This is a genomic window from Pseudomonas sp. S11P7, from assembly GCF_023195435.1.
Taxonomy (GTDB): Bacteria; Pseudomonadota; Gammaproteobacteria; order Pseudomonadales; family Pseudomonadaceae; genus Aquipseudomonas; species Aquipseudomonas fluorescens_G.
Map to the genome: position 1 here is coordinate 4,663,964 of NZ_JALPKS020000002.1, position 20,602 is coordinate 4,684,565.

Sequence of the window (20,602 nt, forward strand, 5' to 3'; positions counted from 1 at the left end):
CGTGTTGAAGAAAACCCTGTTCCAGTTGCACTGGTTTTTTGGCATCACCGCGGGGCTGGTGCTGGCCTTGATGGGCATCACCGGGGCGGCCTATTCGTTTCAGGACGAGATCCTGCGGGCGCTGAATCCTTCCGTCCTGCAAGTGGAAAAACAGGTCGCCGGGGTGCTGCCGCCGGTCGAACTGGTGGAGCGCATCGAAGGCGCGTCCGGCAAGAAAGTCGCCATGCTCTGGGTCGAAACCGACAGCGGCAACGCGGCGCGGGTGTACTTCACCCCGCCCAAAGGCCAGCGGCGCGGCGAAATGCGTTACTTCGACCCCTACACCGCCGAGTTCAAGGGTGATGCCGTCGGCCAGGATTTCTTTGGCCTGATGCTGCAACTGCACCGTTTCCTCGCGATGGGCGATACCGGGCGCAACATCACCGGCGCCTGCACCTTGATGCTGCTGTTTTTCTGCCTGTCCGGTTTGTACCTGCGCTGGCCACGGCAGTGGAACAGCTGGCGCGTGTGGCTGACGCTGGACTGGAAGAAAAAGGGTCGGGCGTTCAACTGGGATTTGCATTCGGTCGCCGGCACCTGGTGTTTGCTGGTCTATCTGCTGCTGGCGCTGACTGGGTTGTCGTGGTCCTACGAGTGGTACAACAAAGGCCTGACGCGCCTGCTGTCCGATGCACCGCAAAACGAGCGCGTGCGCGGCGGTCGCGGCCCGGCCCCCGAAGGCCCGGCACCGACTGCCGACTACGCAGCAATGTGGAGCAGCATCTACAGCGCCGCCGGCCCGGGCCTGGCCGCGTATAACATTCGCATGCCTGCGGTGGCCGGCCAACCGGCGACGGTGTTCTACCTGCTCGACAGCTCGCCGCATGATCGCGCGCTGAACCAGATCACCCTCGACCCGGCCACCGGCCTGGTCAAACGCGTCGACCGCTACGCCGACAAAAGCTTCAAGGCGCAACTGCTGACCAGCATTTACGCGCTGCACGTCGGCAGCTATTTCGGCCTCGTCGGGCGCATCATCGTGACCGTTGCGGCGGTGTGCATGCCGCTGTTCTTCATCACCGGATGGTTGCTGTACCTCGACCGCCGACGCAAGAAAAAGCAGATCAAGGACGCGCGCAAAGGCCTTGAGCAACCGGCCGGCGATGCCTCGGCGTGGCTGGTCGGTTTCGCCAGCCAGAGCGGTTTTGCCGAACAACTGGCCTGGCAGACCGCCGGGCAATTGCAAGCTGCCGGACTGCCAGTCAACGTGCAGCCGCTGGCCAACGTCAGCGAGCAGGATCTGCGCGATTCGAGCAATGCCCTGTTCGTCGTCAGTACCTTCGGCGACGGCGAAGCGCCGGACAGCGCGCGCGGTTTCGAGCGCAAGGTGCTGAGCCAGGCCGCGACCCTCGACAGCCTGAACTACGCGGTGCTGGGCCTCGGCGACCGCCAGTACGCACACTTCTGCGGCTTCGCCAAACGCCTGCATCAGTGGCTGGGCGAGCACGGCGGCAAGACCTTGTTCGCGCCAGTAGAAGTCGACAGCGGCGACCCGTACGCTCTGCGTCACTGGCAAACCCAACTCGGCCAGCTCACCGGTCAGGCGCCGAGCGAAACCTGGCAGGCGCCGAGCTACGCCAACTGGACGCTGCTGCGGCGTGAACTGATGAACCCCGACAGCAGCGGCGCGCCGGTCTATCTGCTCGGCCTCAAAGCGCCGGACACCAGCAGCTGGCTGGCCGGCGATCTGGTCGAAGTGCTGCCGCGCAACTGCCCGTGGGCGATCGAACATTTCCTCGACGGCCTCGGCATTCGTGGCGAGACCACGGTGAAAATCAACGGCCTCAGCGAGCCGCTGGAAGTGGCACTGGCCTCGCGCCAATTGCCGGAACACCGCGCACATCTGGTCGGCCTGCATGCCCAATCGCTGGTCGATGCCATGGTGCCGCTGGCCATGCGCGAATACTCGATCGCCTCGATCGCCGCCGACGGCGTGCTGGAACTGATCGTGCGTCAGGAACAGCACGCCGACGGCACTCTCGGCATCGGTTCCGGCTGGCTGACCGAACACGCGCCAGTGGGCGGCAGCATCAGCCTGCGCGTGCGCCGCAACAGCGGCTTCCATCTGCCCAACGAGCCCGTGCCGATGATCCTGCTGGGCAACGGCACCGGTCTGGCCGGCTTGCGCAGTTTGCTCAAGGCACGGATTGCCGATGGTCAGCAACGCCAATGGCTGCTGTTTGGCGAGCGTAATCGCGAACACGATTTCCTCTGCCGCGCCGAGCTGGAAGAGTGGCTGATCAACAGCGATCTGGCGCGCCTGGACCTGGCATTTTCCCGCGATCAGGCCGAGAAGGTTTACGTGCAGGATCGCTTGCGTGAATCGGCTGATGAGTTGAAGAAGTGGCTGGCGGAAGGTGCGGTGATTTACGTCTGCGGCAGCCTGCAGGGGATGGCCTCAGGCGTGGATCAGGTGCTCACCGATATCCTCGGCAGCGCCGAAGTCGAACGTCTGATCGAACAGGGCCGCTACCGCCGCGACGTTTACTGACGCCTGAGAGAAAAGCCCCTCACCCTAACCCTCTCCCAAAGGGAGAGGGGACTGATGGGGGATGCTTGAGATCGACGCCGACCTGAGTGTCCTTCACCGAATCCAGATGTAGAACGGCCGGGAACCGCATCAGAAGCCGAAACGATAATGCAGCTCCGTCCATAATCGCCTCGGTCTTGCAGGTCGATGCAGGACGCAAGACACCTCGGTCGGCCCCCTCTCCCTCTGGGAGAGGGCTGGGGTGAGGGTAAGCTTTTGATCTTCAAACCGGCTGCAACTTCTGCTCAAACACCGCCACCCCATCCAGATCCCGCAGCACCACACTCATCTCCCCGCTCTGCCCTTCGATATTCACCTCGCCAAAAAACTGAAACCCGGCAAACGGCGAGGTGTTCTGCGCGGCAGGGGCTTTCTCGAAGACCACTTGCGGTCCAAAGGTTTTATCCAACGGATTGGGCCCAAAACTCCCGGCATTCAACGGCCCGGCAACGAACTCCCAGAACGGTTCGAAATCCTGGAACGCCGCCCGGTCCGGGTGATAGTGATGCGCCGCGCAGTAATGCACATCCGCCGTTAAAAACACGAAATTGCGCACCTGCTGCGCGCGCAGGAAACCGAGTAATTCGGCGATCTCCAGCTCTCGGCCCTGCGCCGGGCCGGGATCGCCATTGGCCACGGCTTCCCAGCGTGCGACGCCCGGACTGACTTCGCCGTCGGGCACACCGAGCCCGATGGGCATGTCGGCGGCGATGACTTTCCACTGCGCCTTCGAAGCCTGCAATTCACGCTTGAGCCAGTCCAGTTGCTCACGCCCGAGAAACGGTTTCGCCGCCCCCAGATTGTCGTCGTTGGCCTCGCGGTAACTGCGCATGTCCAGCACGAACACATCGAGCATCGGCCCATAGCTCAGCTTGCGATAAATCCGCCCGCCGCCATCGGCCGCTTGCAAGCGCATCGGCGCATATTCCAGCCACGCCTGCCGCGCGCGCCCGACCAGGGTGTGGATATTTTTTTCCTGATAGCGCTCATCGAGTTGTTTGCCCGGCGACCAGTTGTTGACCACTTCGTGATCGTCCCACTGCCAGATCTGCGGCACTTCGGCGTTGAAGCGGCGGATATTTTCGTCCATCAGGTTGTAGCGGTAATTGCCGCGATAGTCGTCGAGGGTCTGCGCGACTTTGCTCTTGGCTTCGGTGGTGAGGTTGCGCCAGATGCGGCCGTCTTCGGTGGTCAGTTGTGCCGGCACCGGGCCGTCGGCGTAGATGGTGTCGCCGCTGTGGAGGAAGAAGTCCGGCAGGCGCAGGCGCATGGCTTCGTAGATGCGCATGCCGCCAATGTCCGGGTTGATGCCGAAACCCTGGCCGACGGTGTCGCCGCTCCAGACAAAACGGATATCGCGCTTGGCCGTGGGCACGCTGCGCAGGTGGCCGAACCACGGTTCGCTGGCAACGCCGGTCTGGGCATCTTCGAAGTACACGCGATAGAAAATCGCCTGATCGGCGGGCAACCCGGTCAGCTCGACACGGGCGGTGAAGTCGCTGCGGGCATCGGCCAGTGGCGAAACGAATTTGCGCGGATTGCCGAACAGGCTGCGGGTGTCCCACTCGACCACCATGCGTGCCGGGCGATCGTTGCGGCTCCAGATCATCGCGCGGTCGCCGAGCAGGTCGCCCGATTGCACGCCATCGGTGAGTTGTGGACGATCCTTGACCGACGCAATCACCGCCGGCGCCAGCCCCGGCAGCAACAGCCCGGCACCGACCGCTTGCATGACGCGACGCCGGCCGAGGTTGAAATCGCTCATGGTGTTCTCCCTGCAAAAGGGAAAACTTAAGCATGGGTTCATGAACCCGGAATGACAACACAGGTCCCGGTGGGAGCGAGCCTGCTCGCGAAGGCGTCCTGCCAGCTACAACCTCGTCATCTGACGATCCGCTTTCGCGAGCAGGCTCGCTCCCACAGGTTTTTCGTGTCAGCTAAGCCTTGGCCGGCTCCAGCGCCAGTTCAACCACCTCAGGCCGCTTGAGCAGCGCATACACCACCGCCGTCACCAGACTTCCGGCGACAATCGCCAGCAGATACAACAACGCATGATTGATCGCATTCGGGATCGCCAGCACGAACAAACCACCGTGCGGCGCCATCAGCTTGCAGCCGAAGTACATCGACAACGCGCCGGTCAGAGCACCGCCGGCGATGGCCGCCGGGATCACCCGCAGCGGGTCTTTCGCGGCAAACGGGATTGCCCCTTCGGAGATAAAGCACAGGCCGAGGACGAAGGCCGCTTTGCCCGCCTCGCGTTCGCTCTGGGCGAACTTGCGCCGGGCAATGAACGTGGCGATGCCCAGACCGATCGGCGGCACCATGCCGGCGGCCATGGTCGCGGCCATCGGCGCGTAACTCTGCGACGCCAGCAGCCCCACCGAAAACGCATACGCGGCTTTGTTGATCGGCCCGCCGAGGTCGACGCACATCATTGCGCCGAGCAGCACACCGAGCAGAATCGCGTTGGTGGTGCCCATGCTGTCGAGAAATTGCGTCAGCGCCGCGAGCATGCCGGCGACCGGTTTGCCAACCACGTAAATCATCACCAGACCGGTGATCAGGCTGGCGAACAACGGAATGATCAGAATCGGCTTCAGCGCCTCCAGACTCTGCGGCAACGCGACATAACGGCTGATCGCTTTCGCCGCGTAACCGGCAATGAAACCGGCAATGATCCCGCCGATAAACCCGGCGCCCAACGTGCCCGCCAACAAACCACCGATCATCCCCGGCGCCAGGCCCGGGCGGTCGGCAATCGAGTAGGCGATGTAGCCGGCGAGCAGCGGCACCATCAACTTGAACGCGGTCTCGCCGCCGATCTGCATCAGCGCCGCCGCCAGCGTGCCCTCTTCCTTGAACGCGGTAATGCCGAAGACGAACGACAGGGCGATCAGCAAACCGCCGGCCACGACCATCGGCAGCATGTACGAGACACCGGTCAGCAAGTGTTTGTAGACACCGGTTTTCTCTGACTTGGCCGGGACGTTGCCCTCGCCCGCTGCGCTTTCGACAACCCCTTCGGCCAAGGCTTTTTTCAGCGTGGCTTCGGACTGCTTCAAGGCGATACCGGTGCCGCAGCGATAGATTTTCTTGCCAGCAAAACGCTCGGTGGCGACTTCGATGTCCGCCGCCAGCAGCACCACATCCGCATCGGCAATCGCCGCTGCGCTCAGCGGGGTTTTCGCGCCGACCGAGCCTTGGGTTTCGACCTGCAATTCGTAGCCCAGACGCTTGGCGGTCTGCTGCAACGCTTCGGCCGCCATGAAGGTGTGGGCGACGCCCGTCGGGCATGCGGTGATCGCCACAATGCGCGGCGCACGCGACGTGTCTGCCGCCGGTACTGCTTCGCTGGCGACGTAGACCTCAGCCTCTTCAGCACCACGGCGCAGCACCGCTTCGACATCCTGCAGCGCCTGCGCCGGGGCGATCTGGAACACCCGCTTGCCGACAAAACGACTCATGTCGATCGGGCCGGTAGTGACCAGCAACACCCACTCCGCCGCTGCGATGGTCGCCGCCGACAACTCGCGCTCCGGGTGCGCCGGATCAATCACTTCGACGCTGGTGCTCCAGCCCTGACGCTGCGCTGCGGCATCGAGCAAACGTGCGCACAGCACACTGGTGACCATGCCGTTCGGGCAAGCCGTAACAATGGCTAACTTCATCACAAACCCTCTTATTGTTCTGTCAGGGGGCGCACGCGCACGCCCTGTTCGAGCTGCGCCAGTTGCGCGGCGTCGTTGATGCCGAAACCGATCTGGGTCACCGCCATCGCGGCAATCGCCGTGGCCGTGCGCAGGGTTTGCTCGGGCGTATCGGCGCTGAGCAAACCGTGGAGCATGCCGGCCAGCAAAGAGTCACCGGCACCGACGGTGCTGGCGACGCTGACCTTCGGCGGCGTCGCGTGCAGCGCCGAGCCGACGCTGAACCAGTTCACGCCGTCTGCGCCGTGGGAGATCACCACATGCTCGATACCTTGCGCGTGCAACTGTGCGGCGGCTTGCGCTTCGGCGACTTGGGAAACCACTTCACAACCAAGCGCATGGGCCAGTTCTTCGGTGTTCGGCTTGATCAACCAAGGCCCGGCCTGCAGCGCCGCGCGCAAGGCTTCGCCGCTGGAGTCGAGGGCGACTTTCAGGCCGAGCGCATTGAGCTTTTCGATCAGCTCACGCAGCCACTGCGCCGAGACCCCGCGCGGCAAACTGCCGGCGACCACCACCGCGTCATGCCCCGGTGCGATCTGCAACAGACGCTCAAGCAACGCTTGCTGCGCCGCTGCATCGACCACCGGCCCGGGACCGTTGATGTCAGTGATGCGGCCGTCCTGTTCGGCGATCTTGATGTTGCTGCGCGTCTCACCCGGCACGCGGATGAACGCGTCGACAAAGCCGCGTTTGGCGAACAGGGTTTCGAACGCTTGCAGATTGTCCTCACCGAGAAAACCGCTGACCGTCAGTTGATGGCCGAGGTCGGCGAGTACCTGCGCGACGTTCACACCTTTGCCGGCGGCGTGGGTGTGCATTTCGTCGCTGCGATTGACCTGACCGGCCTCCAGCTGCGGCAACTCGACGGTGAGGTCGAGCGCCGGGTTGAGGGTCAGGGTGAGAATCTTGGCCATTACAGGGCCTCCACTAATGCGCGCACTTCGTTGGCGCTGCCCACGGCCAGGGCCTGTTGAGCGAGGGTTTGCGCCTGGGTCAGGCTGAGTTCGCGGATGCGCGCCTTGACTTCGGCGATGCTGCGGCCGGACACGCTCAGTTCATCGACACCGAGGCCGACCAGCACCGGCACCGCCAGCGGATCGGCCGCCAGCTCGCCGCAGACGCCGACCCATTTGCCATGGGCATGGGCTGCGCGCACGGTGATGTCGATCAGTTGCAGCACCGCCGGGTGCAAGCCGTCCGCCTGCGCCGACAGCGTCGGGTGACCACGGTCAATGGCCAGGGTGTATTGCGTGAGGTCATTGGTGCCGACGCTGAAAAAATCGACTTCCTTGGCCAGCACCGGTGCGAGCAACGCGGCCGAGGGCACCTCGATCATGATCCCCAGTTGCAGATCGGCGACCGGGATTTCCTTACGCAGGCGTTCGGTCATGTCGCGGGCCTGGCGCCACTCTTCGACGCTGCCGACCATCGGGAACATGATCCGCAGCGGCCGGTTATCCGCCGAACGCAGCAGGGCGCGCAGTTGCGCTTCCATGATCTGCGGACGCTGCAAGGTCAGGCGAATGCCGCGCACGCCGAGGAACGGGTTTTCTTCTTTGGCGATCGGCCAATACGGCAGCGGTTTGTCGCCGCCGACATCGAGCGTGCGCACCACCAGCGGACGCCCGGCAAGGCCGTCGAGGACGCGGCGGTATTCGGCTTCTTGCGTGGCCTCATCCGGCGCTTGCGGGTGGGCCATGAAAATCAGTTCGGTGCGCAGCAGGCCAATGCCTTCGGCGCCCTGCTCGACTGCGCTGGTCACACCGGCGCTTTCGCCGATGTTGGCGAACACTTCGACGGCGTGACCGTCGGTGGTGTGTGCCGGTTGATGACGTTGTTCGGCGGCGATCTTCAAGCGTTGCTCACGGGTGTCGCGCTCTTCGGCGGCACGTTTGAGGGTCGCGGCATCGGCGTCGACATGCAGGCGCCCGCGCTGACCGTCGAGCAGTAACGGCGTGCCCGGCTCCAGCAGCAACACCGCGGCGCCTGCGCCAACCAGCGCCGGAATGCCAAGGGCACGCGCAACGATTGCGCTGTGCGCAGTGGCGCCGCCGCGGGCGGTGAGAATCCCGGCGACGCGCACCGGGTCCAGACGCGCAACGTCGGACGGGCCAACTTCGTCCATCACCAGAATGTACGGCTGCTCCGGCTCGCTCGCGGTTTGCACGCCACACAACTGCGCCAGCACACGGCGACCGATGTCGCGCAGATCCGCCGCGCGCTCGGCGAGCAAGGCGTCCTGCAACGCTTCCTGCTGTTTCGCCGCGGCTTCGATTACCGCCATCCACGCCGCTTCGGCGCTCTCGCCTTGCTTGAGGCGGGTGTCGACTTCGTCGGTGAGATCCGGGTCGTCGAGCATTTCCTGGTGGGTGATGAAAATCTCGCGAATGGCTTTGGCCTGGCTGCGTTCGATCAGGCCCTGAATGTCTGTGCGCACCTCGCTCAGCGCTTGCGTCAGGCGCTCACGCTCGATGGCGGCGGACTCGCCGCGCAACGGGTAATCAATGGTTTGTTGCACCTGAACATGCGCCGGGCCGATGGCAATGCCCGGTGCGGCAGGAATGGCTTGCAGCAGGCTCCCAGAGGCCGGGGCGACCAGCACTTCGGCAATGTCGGCCATTACTTCACGCTGCTGACTGACCGCAGGCAATGGCTCGACTTCTTCACCGAGGCCTTCTTCAATGGCGGCGAGCAGCGCCGGCAAAGCATCGGCAGCGATGCTCGGCTCGGCGATCAGCTCGAGCACCTGACCGCGACGGGCGCCGAGGCTGAGCAGTTTGCTCAAACTTTTGACCGACACCGCGCTGTCCTGGCTGTCGACGATGCGCACACGGATTTCGCCGTCGAAACTCTTCGCCAGTTGCGCGAGGATTTTTGCCGGCCGCGCATGCAGACCGTGGGCGTTGGCCAGCGCAATACGTGCGCTCGGCCAGTCGGCAGGCAACTCACCGCCGAGCACTTCGAGGACTTTGCGGCTGCTGGTGGCACGGCCCAACTCGTGACCGCGACCTTCGATCAGCAACGCACACAAGCGCTCAAGCAACGCCTGATGCGCTTCGCCGAGGCTGGCCAGACAGAACAGGCCGCTGAGTGGCTGGCCGAGGTAGCGCATCGGTTTGTCCGGGGTGACGAACGCCAGGCCCGGGCGCTTCACGGTTTGCTCGCTGTGCAACCACCACAGACCATCGCCGAGCGGCAGCGCTTCGACCTGCTGCAACACGCCGGCAAAACCGTTGCTGACGCAATCGGCCTGACGCAACAGACGCGCGCCACGCCAGACCAGTTCTTCGAAATCGTCGGCAGAAACGCCGAGGCCGATCATTTGCGCATCCAGCGCCAGCTCCTGCGGCGCGCCTTGCAGCAACTTCAGCAGTGCTTCCGGCGAGCTGGCACGACGCAGGGCCTGGCCCAGATCGGTTTCGCCGAGGGCGCGGGTCAGCAGTTGCAAAAGGCGCAGGTGCTCGTCGGATTTGGCCGCGATGCCGATCGCCAGATAGACAATCTGCCCATCGCCCCAATCGACGCCCTCGGGAAACTGCATCAGGCGCACGCCGGTGGCGAACACTTGATCGCGGGTTTCCGGGGTGCCGTGCGGAATGGCAATACCTTGGCCGAGAAAGGTCGAGCCCTGGGCTTCCCGGGCCTGCAAGCCGGCGAGATAGCCATCGGCGACCAGGCCATCGGCAACCAGATGATCGGCCAAAATTTGCAGGGCGGCGGGTTTATCCACGGCCGTCTGGCCCATGGATATCTGCTCTATAGTGAGCTCGAGCATGCAATCTCCTTTTTGGCCCGATACAGGCCAGGTATTGTTTTGATGGTCACAGCTTAGGCGCTCGGCCGCGCTTTTTGAGCGGCAGTTTTGGCGGTTTTACGGCAGAACCGGCCAAAGGCGTCTAAAACGTAGAAAATACGCTTGCTGAAACGTTTAATCTAGATTGATCGGCACGTTACTCGATAATGTCTCATCGTTGAAGTCCAACTTGTCGGAAGTGCGTAGGCAATAGGTCGACTGCCCGAATCGGGTAGGATTGGCGAAAATGTCGAGGCAAGCTCGAAAAAACAAGGAAATCCCGGGTTGAAACTCAGTGATATCGCGCGGTTGGCCGGCGTCTCCGTCACCACCGCCAGCTACGTCATCAACGGCAAGGCCGAACAGCAACGCATCAGCACAGCGACCGTCGAGCGCGTGCGCGCGGTGGTCGATTTGCACGGCTTTACCCCAAACCCGCAAGCGGCCGGCCTGCGCAGCCGCCATACGCGCACGCTGGGCTTTATTCTGCCGGATCTGGAAAACCCCAGTTACGCGCGAATCGCCAAGCTGCTCGAGCAAGGCGCGCGGGCTCGCGGTTATCAATTGCTGATCGCCAGTTCCGACGATGCGCCTGAGAGCGAACGTCAGCTGCTGCAACTGTTCCGCGCGCGCCGTTGCGATGCGCTGATCGTCGCCAGTTGCCTGCCGGCCAGCGATGACAGCTATCGGCAGTTGCAGGCCAAAGGGCTGCCGATCATCGCCATCGACCGGGTCATGGAGCCGGAGCATTTCTGCTCGGTGATCAGTGACGACCGCGAAGCCAGCCTGCACCTGACCCAGAGCCTGCTCGACCCGCAGCCGAAGCAGATCGTGCTGCTCGGCGCGCGCCCGGAACTGAGCATCAGTCAGGAGCGTGCCGCTGGTTTCCGCCAGGCACTGAGCGACTTCAAAGGCGAAGTGCTGGTCGAACACGCCGAAGCCTTCAGCCGTGAGTGCGGCCAGCAACTGATGGAAGAACTCCTGCAACGTTTGGGGCATTTGCCCGACGCGCTGATCACCACGTCCTACGTTTTGCTGCAGGGTGTATTCGATGCGCTGCACGACTTCCCGCTGAAATCGCGGCCGCTGCGTCTCGGCACCTTCGGCGACACGCAGTTGCTGGACTTCCTGCCGCTGCCGGTCAATGCCATGGCCCAGCAGCACCAGTTGATCGCCGACAAGGCGCTGGAACTGGCGCTCGCCGCCGTCGAACAATCGGAGTACGCCCCCGGCGTGCAAGCCATCGCGCGTACGTTCAAGCAGCGTATTCACCGGGACTGAACCGTGGAGCTGATCGACAGCCACACCCACCTGGACTTTCCCGACTTCGACGCCGATCGCTCGGCGTTGCTCGCCGAAAGCCGCGCCCTAGGGGTGCGGCGAATGGTGGTCCTCGGCGTGCATAGCGGTAACTGGCAACGGGTGTGGGACCTGGTGCAGAGCGATGCCGATCTATACGCGGCGTTCGGTCTGCACCCGGTGTTTCTCGATCAGCATCAGCCCGCAGACCTGCAAACCCTGGGTGACTGGCTGACGCGCCTGCACGGTCATCGGCAACTGTGCGCGGTGGGCGAGATCGGCCTGGACTACTTCGTCGAAACCCTCGACCGCGAGCGGCAGCAGACGCTGTTCGAGGCGCAACTGCAATTGGCCGCAGATTTCCAACTGCCGGCGCTGATCCATGTACGCCGCAGTCACGCGGCGGTGATCGCAACACTCAAACGCTTCAAGCTCAAACGTGCCGGGATCATCCACGCCTTCGCCGGCAGCCGCGAAGAAGCGCGCGAATACATCAAGCTCGGTTTCAAACTGGGGCTGGGCGGCGCACCGACCTGGCCGCAGGCGTTGCGCATGCATCGGGTGCTGCCGGAGTTACCGCTGGAGTCGGTGGTGCTGGAAACCGACTCACCGGACATGGCGCCAGCGATGTATCCGGGCCAGCGCAACAGCCCGGCACATCTGCCGGCGATCTGTGCGGCGCTGGCTGAATTGATGCACATTTCACCTGAACAACTGGCCGCCGCCAGCACCGCCAACTGCTGCGAAGTGTTCGACTGGTAACACCGCTGCCCCCTGTGGGAGCGAGCCTGCTCGCGAAAGCAATCTGTCAGTGACATCGACAGTGCCTGACCCACCGCCTTCGCGAGCAGGCTCGCTCCCACACTTTTGATCCGATGCCGGCCTTTCAGACGCGAAACGCGCTGATCAGCTGTTTAAGCTCCACCACCTGCGCCGACAGCGCCCGACTGGCATCTTCGGTCTGGTGCGCGCCCTGCGCCGTGCGCTCGCCGGCGCGGTTGATTTCGACGATGTTCTGGTCGATGTCGTGGGCCACGGCGGTCTGCTGTTCAACTGCAGCGGCGATCTGCTGGTTCTGATCGACGATCATGCCCACCGCGCCGAGGATATTTTCCAGCGCCTGCTGCACCTTGGCCGATTGGTCGACGGTGCCGTTGGCCATCTGATGGCTGATGCCCATGGCTTTCACCGCCGCGCCGACACCGCCGTGCAGTTTGGCGATCATCTGTTCGATTTCTTCGGTCGATTGCTGGGTACGTTTGGCCAGCGTGCGCACTTCGTCGGCGACTACGGCAAAACCGCGCCCCTGTTCGCCGGCACGCGCGGCTTCGATCGCCGCGTTGAGTGCCAGCAGGTTGGTTTGTTCGGCGATGCTCTTGATCACTTCGAGCACACGGCTGATCGACTGACTGTCGCTGGCCAACTGATTGATGACCATGACCGACTGGTCGATTTCTCTGGCCAGCGCGGCAATGCTGCCCTGCTGCGACTCGACCAGACCGCGGCCGCTGACGGTCTCTTCATTGACGCTGTGGGCGCTGCTTACAGCGGCGGCGGCACTGCGCGCGACCTCCAGCGAGGTCGCCGACATCTGATTCATTGCAGTCGCCACTTGCTCGATCTGCGTGCGCTGACCGGCAACCGCCTGATTGCTTTGCGCCGAGACATTTTCCACCTGCACGGCCTGACGTTCGACTTCAGCGACGGTCTGCCCGACCCGCTCGATCAAGTCGTGAATCTTCTTCACGGTACCGTTGAACACCTCGCCCAGCTCGCCGAGTTCGTCGCGGCTGCTGGCCTTGAAGTTGACGGTCATGTCGCCGGCGGCGACGTTGTCCATCATCGCGCCGAGGCGTTTGAGCGTGGTGCGGGTCGAGGCGTAGAAGCCGCCGTAGAGATAGAAAATCAGCACAAATACCAGTGACAGCGCCACGGCTTGCAGAACCATGTGCGTGCGGTTCTCGCTCAAGCGTTGCTGCAATTGCCGGTCGAGAAACTTCAGCGTGGCGTCATTGAGCTGGTAGGTCTTGTCGATCAGCCCGGTGACCTGATCGTAAAACGCCTGCCACGGCGCATCGAGCGTATCGGCCATCACCACCTGCTCTTCGAACAGTTCGCTGGCCTGTTTCAACGACGCCTTGCTGCTTTCGGCCGGGGCGTTGAGGGACTCATGCGCAGCGCTGCTGGATGCGAGGGCGTCCTGTAGTTTCAAGGCATATTCGGCCTGGAGCTTTTCGATCTGCACCAGCAGTTCATCGAAGCGGGTGCTCGATGAACTATTGAGAAAACCCTGGCCCAGCGAGTAGGCACCCATCGCCCGGCCTTCGCCGAGGGTTTGCGTGACGCTGGGCGTAACGAGCGTCACCAGTTCGCTGAGTTGACGAATGTCGCTCTGGTTGTCGCGGCTCAACCCGGCCTGGCTGCTGATGATCTGGCTGAAAATCTGCGCGCTGGTGAGCAGTTTACCGATCAGCGCACTTTTGCTTTGCAACGATTTTTCCGCTTGTTGGGCTTTGAACGCGGCAATCATTTCATCGCGTTTGCCATCGAAGAGTTTGATCTGCTCGGGGTCGTCGGTCATCGCCGCCAACCCTTGCAGACGCGTCAGCACGGCTTGTTCGAGCGTGGTGATCTGCGCTTCGAGATTTCCCGCTTTGCCGGACTGGCCGAGGGTGACGTTGATCTGCACCAGATTGTTCAGGGTTTCCAGATCGCGGCGCAGGGTCAGGCTGCTGCCCAGCAGGTCGAGGCTTTGCAGCTCGACCCGGGTACCCTGGAGTTCGCGATAGGAATCACGCACCAGATAAAAGTTGGTCACCAGCATCGGCACCAGAAACAGCACGCTGATCAGGCTGAACTTCATGCCGAAGCTCAAGCGGTTCATCAGCGAGACGGCGGGATAGAGCAAGCTCTTCACTGGAAGTCTCCCTTGGTTTTTCTTGTTTTTATTGGCAGGCGCGCAGCGACAGCAGATAGCCACTATCGGGCGCTATCTCTGTATAGCTCAAATCGAAGGGAGTTTTTGTAACTTAAGGTTAACGGCAGCGCTGCCGAGGGCGTTGCGCCCTCGGCACGTCGGGATCAGTGCACCAGCACGGTCCACAGGGCGAATCCGGCATACCACAGCACGGCTGCGCGCAGCAGCAGTTCCCACAGGCAGTCGAGGGTGTTGATGCCTTCTGGCCCGAGCGCCGGGGGCGGGATTTCTCCGGCCGCCAGGCCGACCCGGTTGATCAGTTGCGCCGCGCTGATGTTCCAGTTGAGCAATTCATGCAGCATCACCCGACTGACCGCGACGAAGTTGCCGACCAGCGCCAGACTCGCCGCCAGCAGACGTACCGGCAACCAGTCAAACGCATGGCGCAGTTGCGCGGCGCGCTCGACCAGCGCCGGGTTTTGCCCGTGCTCCTGGGCCAGCGCCAGCAAGCGATACGCCAGTGCCGCCACCGGCCCGAGGACGAAGTACCAGAAAATCACCGCGAAGAAACTCTGATAGGCCTGCCACAACAGATGCGCCTGCACGCGTTCGAGCAACTGCTCGCCGCTGTCGGCGCAGATGTTCAGGTCGCGCTTGGCCACATGCGCCGCCGCTTGCAGATCTTCGCGGCGCCAGGCATCGCGAAACGGCCCGAGACCGCCGAGCAGATCGCCACGCCCCAGGCTGTAAATCACCACCAGCAAATGCACCGGCAAGGCCAGCAAGCCATACGCCACCGGTTCCAGCACCAGCAGTAACAGCGCCAGCAGCGCCACCGGCAACAGCACCAGAATCGTCAGCACCAGCCACGGTTTGCCCGCCATGCGCTGGCTGCTTTCGAGCTTGTGCAGTTCGCGGATCCATCCGCCATCGCGTTGAACCCGATGGCGCAAGGCCGAAAACTTCTCGATCCACAGCGCCAGCAGTAACACCAGAAAACTCATTGTCCTTCCTCTTGTGCCAGGGCCGCGCGGTAACGCGCCCAGTCGAATGCCGGTCCCGGATCGGTCTTGCGCCCCGGAGCGATATCGCTGTGGCCACAGATACGCTGATCGGTGATCGCCGGAAAACGTTTCTGCAACTGCCGCGTCAACGCAGTCAACGCGCGATATTGTTCGTCGGTGAACGGCAGATCATCGGTGCCTTCGAGCTCAATGCCCACGGAAAAATCGTTACAGGTATCGCGGCCTTCGAACATCGAAACGCCGGCATGCCACGCCCGCTCCAGACAGGAGACAAACTGGGTGACCGTACCGTCACGTTCGATCAGAAAATGCGCCGAGACGCGCAAGTCGGCAATCCCTGCAAAATAGGGATGTTCGGTGACATCCAGACGATTCTGGAAAAACTCCTGGACCTTGCCAGTGGCGAACTGCGCCGGCGGCAGGCTGATGTTGTGGATGACCAGCAAGGAGATTTCGTCGCTCGGGCGTTCATTGAAGTTGGGCGATGGACAGACCTGCACCCCGTGACACCACCCGCTAGCGGGATCCAACTGCATACCGATTCCTTCAACGCCGACTGTGTTGGCGCCCAGTATGCCGTGATCGGCCACCGGCGCGCGATCACTTGCCGCGATTGAGTCGACGCAGATTGCCCAGCACCGACTCCAGCGCACGGTCAAACAGCAAGGTATTGTCCAGCGCGCGTGCCACACCGCGACGCAACTCCAGGGCCAGCGCGGTCTTGCTGCGCTCGAGTACTTTCATTCCGGTGCGATCGACAAAGACATATTTGCCGGTGGCATCGATGATCGCGGCGAGTTTGCAGCGCAGCGTGTGCTCATCGTCTTCAGTGAATGCCACCCAACTGCCCACGCGCAATTGCGCTACCTGGCGCAGACCGGGATCATCGTGGGGCAGGCGCACCGTCGGCAACGTGGTATCGCCCTCGTCGGCGGCAGGCAGCACGATCTTTTGTGAGACTTCGATCATCGGCGCGGCTTGATCGGCTTCAGCGGAACGCTCCAGCACACTGACGTGCAGCGCTTCGAGTTCGCTGAAAAACTCGCTGGTGGCAAACGGATCGAATGCTGAGCTGTTCAAGCCATCACGCAACGACTTGAGCAGCCCCGGCACCAGCGCCAGCAGGCGCAGGCTGGATTCGGCGTCTTCATGGCGCTGCACGCTCCAGATCAGTTGTTCCATGGTCTGCACGTCGGCCTGCCATTCGGCGGACTGATCGCCATGTTTCAGGCAGGTCAGCAGCAGGACTTTGCTCCAGGCGTTCTCGACAAACGTGACCACCGACGGCGGCAGGGTTTTGCCCAGCAACGCCTGATTCAACACCTGTTCGACCCGGCGCCGCGCCAGCTCGGTTCGCGCCCGACCTTCTTCGGCATCGCGCAAACGCTGTTCCAGCAGTTCGCTGCGGCGGCGTTCGTCGCTGGTGAAGGCGAGAAAGTCAGCCAGCAGCTCGGAGAAAATCGCCGGGTCATCGACGAAATCGGTGAGCAAGCGCTGCACCACTTGTTCGATGCGCAGATACAGACTGTCGCGCGCGTCGCCATCGCAATCGCCCCAGCCCATCGCCGCCTCGGCGATTTCGTTGAGCAGGCGCCGCGCCGGGTGCGTGCCGCGGCTGAAGAAACTTTTGTCGAGCACCGCGACCTTGAGCATCGGAATCTGCAAACGGGCAATCAGTGCCTTGAGCGAATCCGGCACATTGCGGTCTTCGAGAATGCACTCGAAAACCATGGCAATCAGGTTGATCACGTCTTCGTCTGCATCGCCGACGATCCGCGACTTGCCACTTCTGACACTGACCCGGGTCAGCAATTGTTCGAGCTGGTTGCGCAGATCAAAATCATCCTGAGTCGCCAGCGCCGGCACGTAGTGCTGCAAATGCGAGAGCAGACGCAGCAAGTCGCGGGTGGAGATCGGTTGCGCCGCAGCACTCGGTTCCAGGGTTGGCGCGACCGTACCGCGCACCTGCACGAGCAACTGCTGCAACGCAGCGAAGACTTGCTGCACATCGTCATCGGCGGGCGGCGACTCTTCATGTTCGTCGCGCTCGACATGGGCAGCCGCACGATCCAGCGCACGCCGCGCCGGCGCGGGTTTCAGTTCCGGCAGCACGCCGGTGGCGAGCAGCAATTGATTGGCTTCGGCGTATAGCTGCTCGGTTTCGGCCAGGACATAGCGCTCGAACAGCTTGAGCAGGATCAGCTTGACCTTGATCTCCACGCCCAGATTGCGACCGGCCTGCAGAAAGAATTCGCAGAGCAGCGCCGGGCCGAGCGGGTTGTGCTGGTCGTCGAGGGTCTTGCCGAGCAACGCGATGAGCCGCGCCGTCAACTGATCGAGGGCAAAGCCGTCACGCTTGAGCACGCGACGGACCATGGTTTCAATGGCCACGCTGCGCTCCATGTCGTCGGTGCGCGGCGCCGCCTCGTCGAACAGCAACGTGCGCGGCAAGGCATTTTGGGTGGGGTCGTATTGGGTCAGGCCGACGAAGGCTTCGAAAAACTGCTCAAGAAAGCCGCGTTCGATGTGTTTGCGCTTGAGGCGCAGGTCACGCATCGCTTCGAAAAAGATGTTCTGCTCGACATCGTTGCGCGCCCGGTCGGCCATTTCGAACAAGGTATCGTCGGCATTATCGAACAGCTCCTGCAAGCCGTGGCGCAATTGCTGCGCGGCCTTGTCGCGGACCTGAAGCAGAATCACCGGCAGGCGGGCGAGCGGCGAGTGATTCGCCTGATCGATAGCAGCCTTGTGCAAAGGCACTACTTTTCCGTCGCTGTGCATCCAAGCCTCCTGAAACGGTGATTCGTTCGATCAAGCAACCCCGATCCCCTGTGGGAGCGAGCCTGCTCGCGATGGCGGTGTGTCGGCCGCATCAATGTCACGGAAAAAATGCATTCGCGAGCAGGCTTGCTCCCACAGGCTCGATCAGACGTCAATGCTATGACGTCAAATGCAAGGCGGATTATCTTTCATAACGTGTCACCCGCGCCAGAGCCGTCAGGGTTTCCCCTAGGTGCGCCCCTTCAATGACCACGATATCGCCGGTTTGCTCAAAGAAAATCGACCGGCTGCAGGCCGGCACGTCTGTTCTCACCTTGGGTTGGCTCGCACCCTGCCCCTATAATCGGGCCACTTTGTTTGTGGAGCCCGTTATGCCGAATCTACGTCTCGCCGATCTGACCGCCGAAATCGAAGCCAACGTGCGCCGTGCGTTGCTCGAAGACGTCGGCAGCGGCGACATCACCGCACAACTGATCCCGGCCGAACGTCTGGCCAAAGCCACCATCATCACCCGTGACGATGCCGTCATCTGCGGCACGGCGTGGGTCGATGCGGTGTTCCGTCAGCTTGATCCGCGCGTAGCGGTGCATTGGCAAGTGATCGATGGCGAACGGGTCAAACCCAATCAGCCACTTTTCCATCTGGAAGGCCCGGCGCGTTCGCTGCTGACCGGTGAACGCAGCGCGCTGAATTTTCTCCAGCTGCTCTCCGGCGTCGCCACGCGCGCGCAGTACCTGGCCGACTTCGTCGGGCAAACCGAGGTCAAGCTGCTCGACACGCGCAAAACCCTGCCGGGTCTGCGTCTGGCGCAGAAATACGCCGTGACCTGCGGCGGCTGCCATAACCATCGCATCGGCCTCTATGACGCATTCCTGATCAAGGAAAACCACATTGCTGCCAGCGGTGGCATCACCGAAGCCGTCGCCGCCGCACACAAGATCGCCCCGGGCAAACCGGTCGAGATCGAAGTGGAAAGTCTGCAGGAATTGAAGGAGGCACTGGACGCCGGTGCCGACATCATCATGCTCGATGAGCTGAGCCTGGACGACATGCGCGAAGCCGTGCGCCTGAACGGCGGCAAGGCAAAACTGGAAGCCAGCGGCGGCATCAACGAAAGCACGCTGCTGCCGATCGCCGAAACCGGGGTGGATTACATCTCGATTGGTGCAATGACCAAGGATGTCAAAGCGGTGGACCTGTCGATGCGCCTCAGCCTCTAACAGCAGCGGCAAGTTTCAAGCTACAAGCTGCAAGCCACAACGCTTTTGCTTTGACTTGTAGCTTGCCGCTTGAAACTTGTAGCTGCTTTTAGACGACGAGATTGTTCATCTCGCAGTACTCATCCCATTCGACACCCAATACTTCAGCCGCCTCTTTGTGCAGCACGAGGCGTTGGGCCTCGAACTCCTCCGGCGAGCTGGTGTACTTGAGCGTCAACTCCCACGGCTGCAAGCCCTGAGCCTCGGCTTCGTCTTCAAAGGCCCACTGAATCTGGTCTTTCTGATCATCGGGACTCAAGTCCTTGATCTCTTCCTTCAGATCGGGCACGTCCAGAAGGTATTTTTCCAGCGCTTGTTCGTGACGCTGCTCTTGAGTTAATTCAGTCATGGCGTTCTCGTTGATCTAAGAATGGAGGATGGATCTGGATCATCAAGGATCTCTCTGACGCGGCGTGGCCGGCCTTCGGAACCATTCGGGATCATCTGAAAACTGCTAAGCGATGCTCATGCAGGCACCGAATATAGGACGTTTGCATGACGAATTACACGGCTCTTTACATCTCTCGCACAAAAAGCTGACTTGCGGAACATAAATGCCGATTTCAAGTCATAGCGATGTGCCACATCGGCACTCACTTCGCTGTTCACAAGGAAAACCAGTGATGCGCAGCTTCTCGAAAATCTCCGCTGTTGTCTCCACTACCGCTTTGATTGCTGCCCTGACCCTGCCCGCCAGTGCGATGGCCATTGAGCTGAGCAATAGCAGTCCTTCCTACAATGACAAGGTTTCACTGATTCACAACGATTACGGCAAGACCGTCGTGATTGAAAGCGATGTGAGCATCGATGAGTTGCGCAAGATGCGCGATACCCTCAACGATCAATCGCGGCAGATCGAAGAGCTCAAGCGAAGCGGCGGTTCCAGCTCAAACTCCAGCAGCAGAGAGTTGGACGAACTGAAGAACAAGGTCAAGGAACAGGACCGTGAACTGGAAACCCTCGGCCGCCAGGTTGAAGACCTCAAACGCAACAGCGGCTCCAGTTCCAATTCCAGCAGCAGCGAGATTTCGAATTTGAAGCAGAAGGTCAACGACCAGGATCGGGCCATGGATCAGCTCAAACGTACCGTCGAGGATCTGAGCCGCAAGGTGAAATAAGCGAGGATGGTGCCCGAGACAGGAATCGAACCTGCGACCTTCGCGTTACGAGTGCGCTGCTCTACCGGCTGAGCTACACGGGCGGTGGGCTAAAACTAGCACCGCTGTTGTGGTCCGGCAACTTCGCAGAA

General features: G+C 62.1%; 14 protein-coding genes, 1 tRNA gene and 1 pseudogene. 5 read left to right on the plus strand and 11 right to left on the minus strand.

The genetic code is table 11. The features are described from left to right. The first annotated feature begins 1 nt into the window (after position 1). A complete protein-coding gene (locus M0746_RS21565; RefSeq protein WP_258451514.1) occupies positions 2-2,530 on the plus strand; it encodes a PepSY domain-containing protein in 2,529 nt (842 codons plus the stop codon). Between the two features lie 262 nt (positions 2,531-2,792). Here M0746_RS21565 and M0746_RS21570 read toward each other — a convergent pair whose 3' ends face one another. The 4 genes from M0746_RS21570 to ptsP form a co-directional block, all read right to left on the minus strand. After that, positions 2,793-4,334, minus strand: a complete 1,542-nt coding sequence (locus tag M0746_RS21570) for an alkaline phosphatase D family protein (RefSeq protein WP_258450524.1) — start codon at positions 4,332-4,334, stop codon at positions 2,793-2,795. 172 nt (positions 4,335-4,506) lie between these two features. Next, positions 4,507-6,240: a PTS fructose-like transporter subunit IIB gene (locus M0746_RS21575; protein WP_258450525.1), complete on the minus strand. Its 1,734-nt coding sequence runs from the start codon at positions 6,238-6,240 to the stop codon at positions 4,507-4,509. Positions 6,241-6,251: 11 nt separating this feature from the next. Further along, the gene (gene pfkB / locus M0746_RS21580) at positions 6,252-7,193 is read right to left on the minus strand and encodes a 1-phosphofructokinase (RefSeq protein ID WP_258450526.1); all 942 of its coding nucleotides are present in this window, start codon (positions 7,191-7,193) and stop codon (positions 6,252-6,254) included. Beyond that, on the minus strand, positions 7,193-10,054 hold the full coding sequence (ptsP, locus tag M0746_RS21585; RefSeq protein ID WP_258450527.1) for a phosphoenolpyruvate--protein phosphotransferase: 2,862 nt from the start codon (positions 10,052-10,054) through the stop codon (positions 7,193-7,195). Before ptsP ends, pfkB begins: the two co-directional genes overlap by 1 nt. Positions 10,055-10,357: 303 nt before the next feature. On the opposite strand from ptsP, the gene cra reads away from it, so the two are divergent. Then, entirely contained in the window at positions 10,358-11,353 is a 996-nt protein-coding gene (cra, locus tag M0746_RS21590) for a catabolite repressor/activator (protein ID WP_258450528.1), read from the plus strand. Positions 11,354-11,356: 3 nt separating this feature from the next. Continuing rightward, entirely contained in the window at positions 11,357-12,133 is a 777-nt protein-coding gene (locus M0746_RS21595; RefSeq protein ID WP_258450529.1) for a TatD family hydrolase, read from the plus strand. 124 nt (positions 12,134-12,257) lie between these two features. On the opposite strand, the gene M0746_RS29560 is transcribed toward M0746_RS21595, so the two are convergent. From M0746_RS29560 to M0746_RS21615, 5 genes and pseudogenes are all read right to left on the minus strand, one after another. Beyond that, complete coding sequence (locus tag M0746_RS29560) at positions 12,258-13,187, minus strand: methyl-accepting chemotaxis protein (RefSeq protein ID WP_446731305.1); 930 nt, start codon at positions 13,185-13,187, stop codon at positions 12,258-12,260. After that, positions 13,164-14,255 (minus strand): annotated as a pseudogene (locus M0746_RS29565) (methyl-accepting chemotaxis protein); the annotation flags it as partial. The gene M0746_RS29560 and the pseudogene M0746_RS29565, both read right to left, overlap by 24 nt. Positions 14,256-14,452: 197 nt before the next feature. Continuing rightward, complete coding sequence (ampE, locus tag M0746_RS21605; RefSeq protein WP_258450531.1) at positions 14,453-15,292, minus strand: regulatory signaling modulator protein AmpE; 840 nt, start codon at positions 15,290-15,292, stop codon at positions 14,453-14,455. Then, entirely contained in the window at positions 15,289-15,849 is a 561-nt protein-coding gene (gene ampD / locus M0746_RS21610; protein ID WP_258450532.1) for a 1,6-anhydro-N-acetylmuramyl-L-alanine amidase AmpD, read from the minus strand. Before ampD ends, ampE begins: the two co-directional genes overlap by 4 nt. 64 nt (positions 15,850-15,913) lie before the next feature. Then, complete coding sequence (locus M0746_RS21615; protein WP_258450533.1) at positions 15,914-18,094, minus strand: DUF1631 domain-containing protein; 2,181 nt, start codon at positions 18,092-18,094, stop codon at positions 15,914-15,916. Positions 18,095-18,465: 371 nt separating this feature from the next. Between M0746_RS21615 and nadC the strand changes: the two genes are divergently transcribed. Continuing rightward, positions 18,466-19,314 carry a carboxylating nicotinate-nucleotide diphosphorylase gene (gene nadC, locus M0746_RS21620; RefSeq protein WP_093104768.1) on the plus strand — a complete coding sequence of 283 codons (849 nt, stop codon included), beginning with the start codon at positions 18,466-18,468 and terminating at the stop codon, positions 19,312-19,314. Positions 19,315-19,402: 88 nt separating this feature from the next. Here nadC and M0746_RS21625 read toward each other — a convergent pair whose 3' ends face one another. Continuing rightward, positions 19,403-19,702: a DUF6388 family protein gene (locus M0746_RS21625; RefSeq protein ID WP_258450534.1), complete on the minus strand. Its 300-nt coding sequence runs from the start codon at positions 19,700-19,702 to the stop codon at positions 19,403-19,405. Between the two features lie 274 nt (positions 19,703-19,976). On the opposite strand from M0746_RS21625, the gene M0746_RS21630 reads away from it, so the two are divergent. Beyond that, positions 19,977-20,471, plus strand: a complete 495-nt coding sequence (locus M0746_RS21630) for a hypothetical protein (protein ID WP_258450535.1) — start codon at positions 19,977-19,979, stop codon at positions 20,469-20,471. A gap of 7 nt (positions 20,472-20,478) precedes the next feature. Here the strand turns inward: M0746_RS21630 and M0746_RS21635 are convergent. Continuing rightward, positions 20,479-20,554, minus strand: a tRNA-Thr gene (locus M0746_RS21635). Between the last annotated feature and the right edge of the window lie 48 nt (positions 20,555-20,602).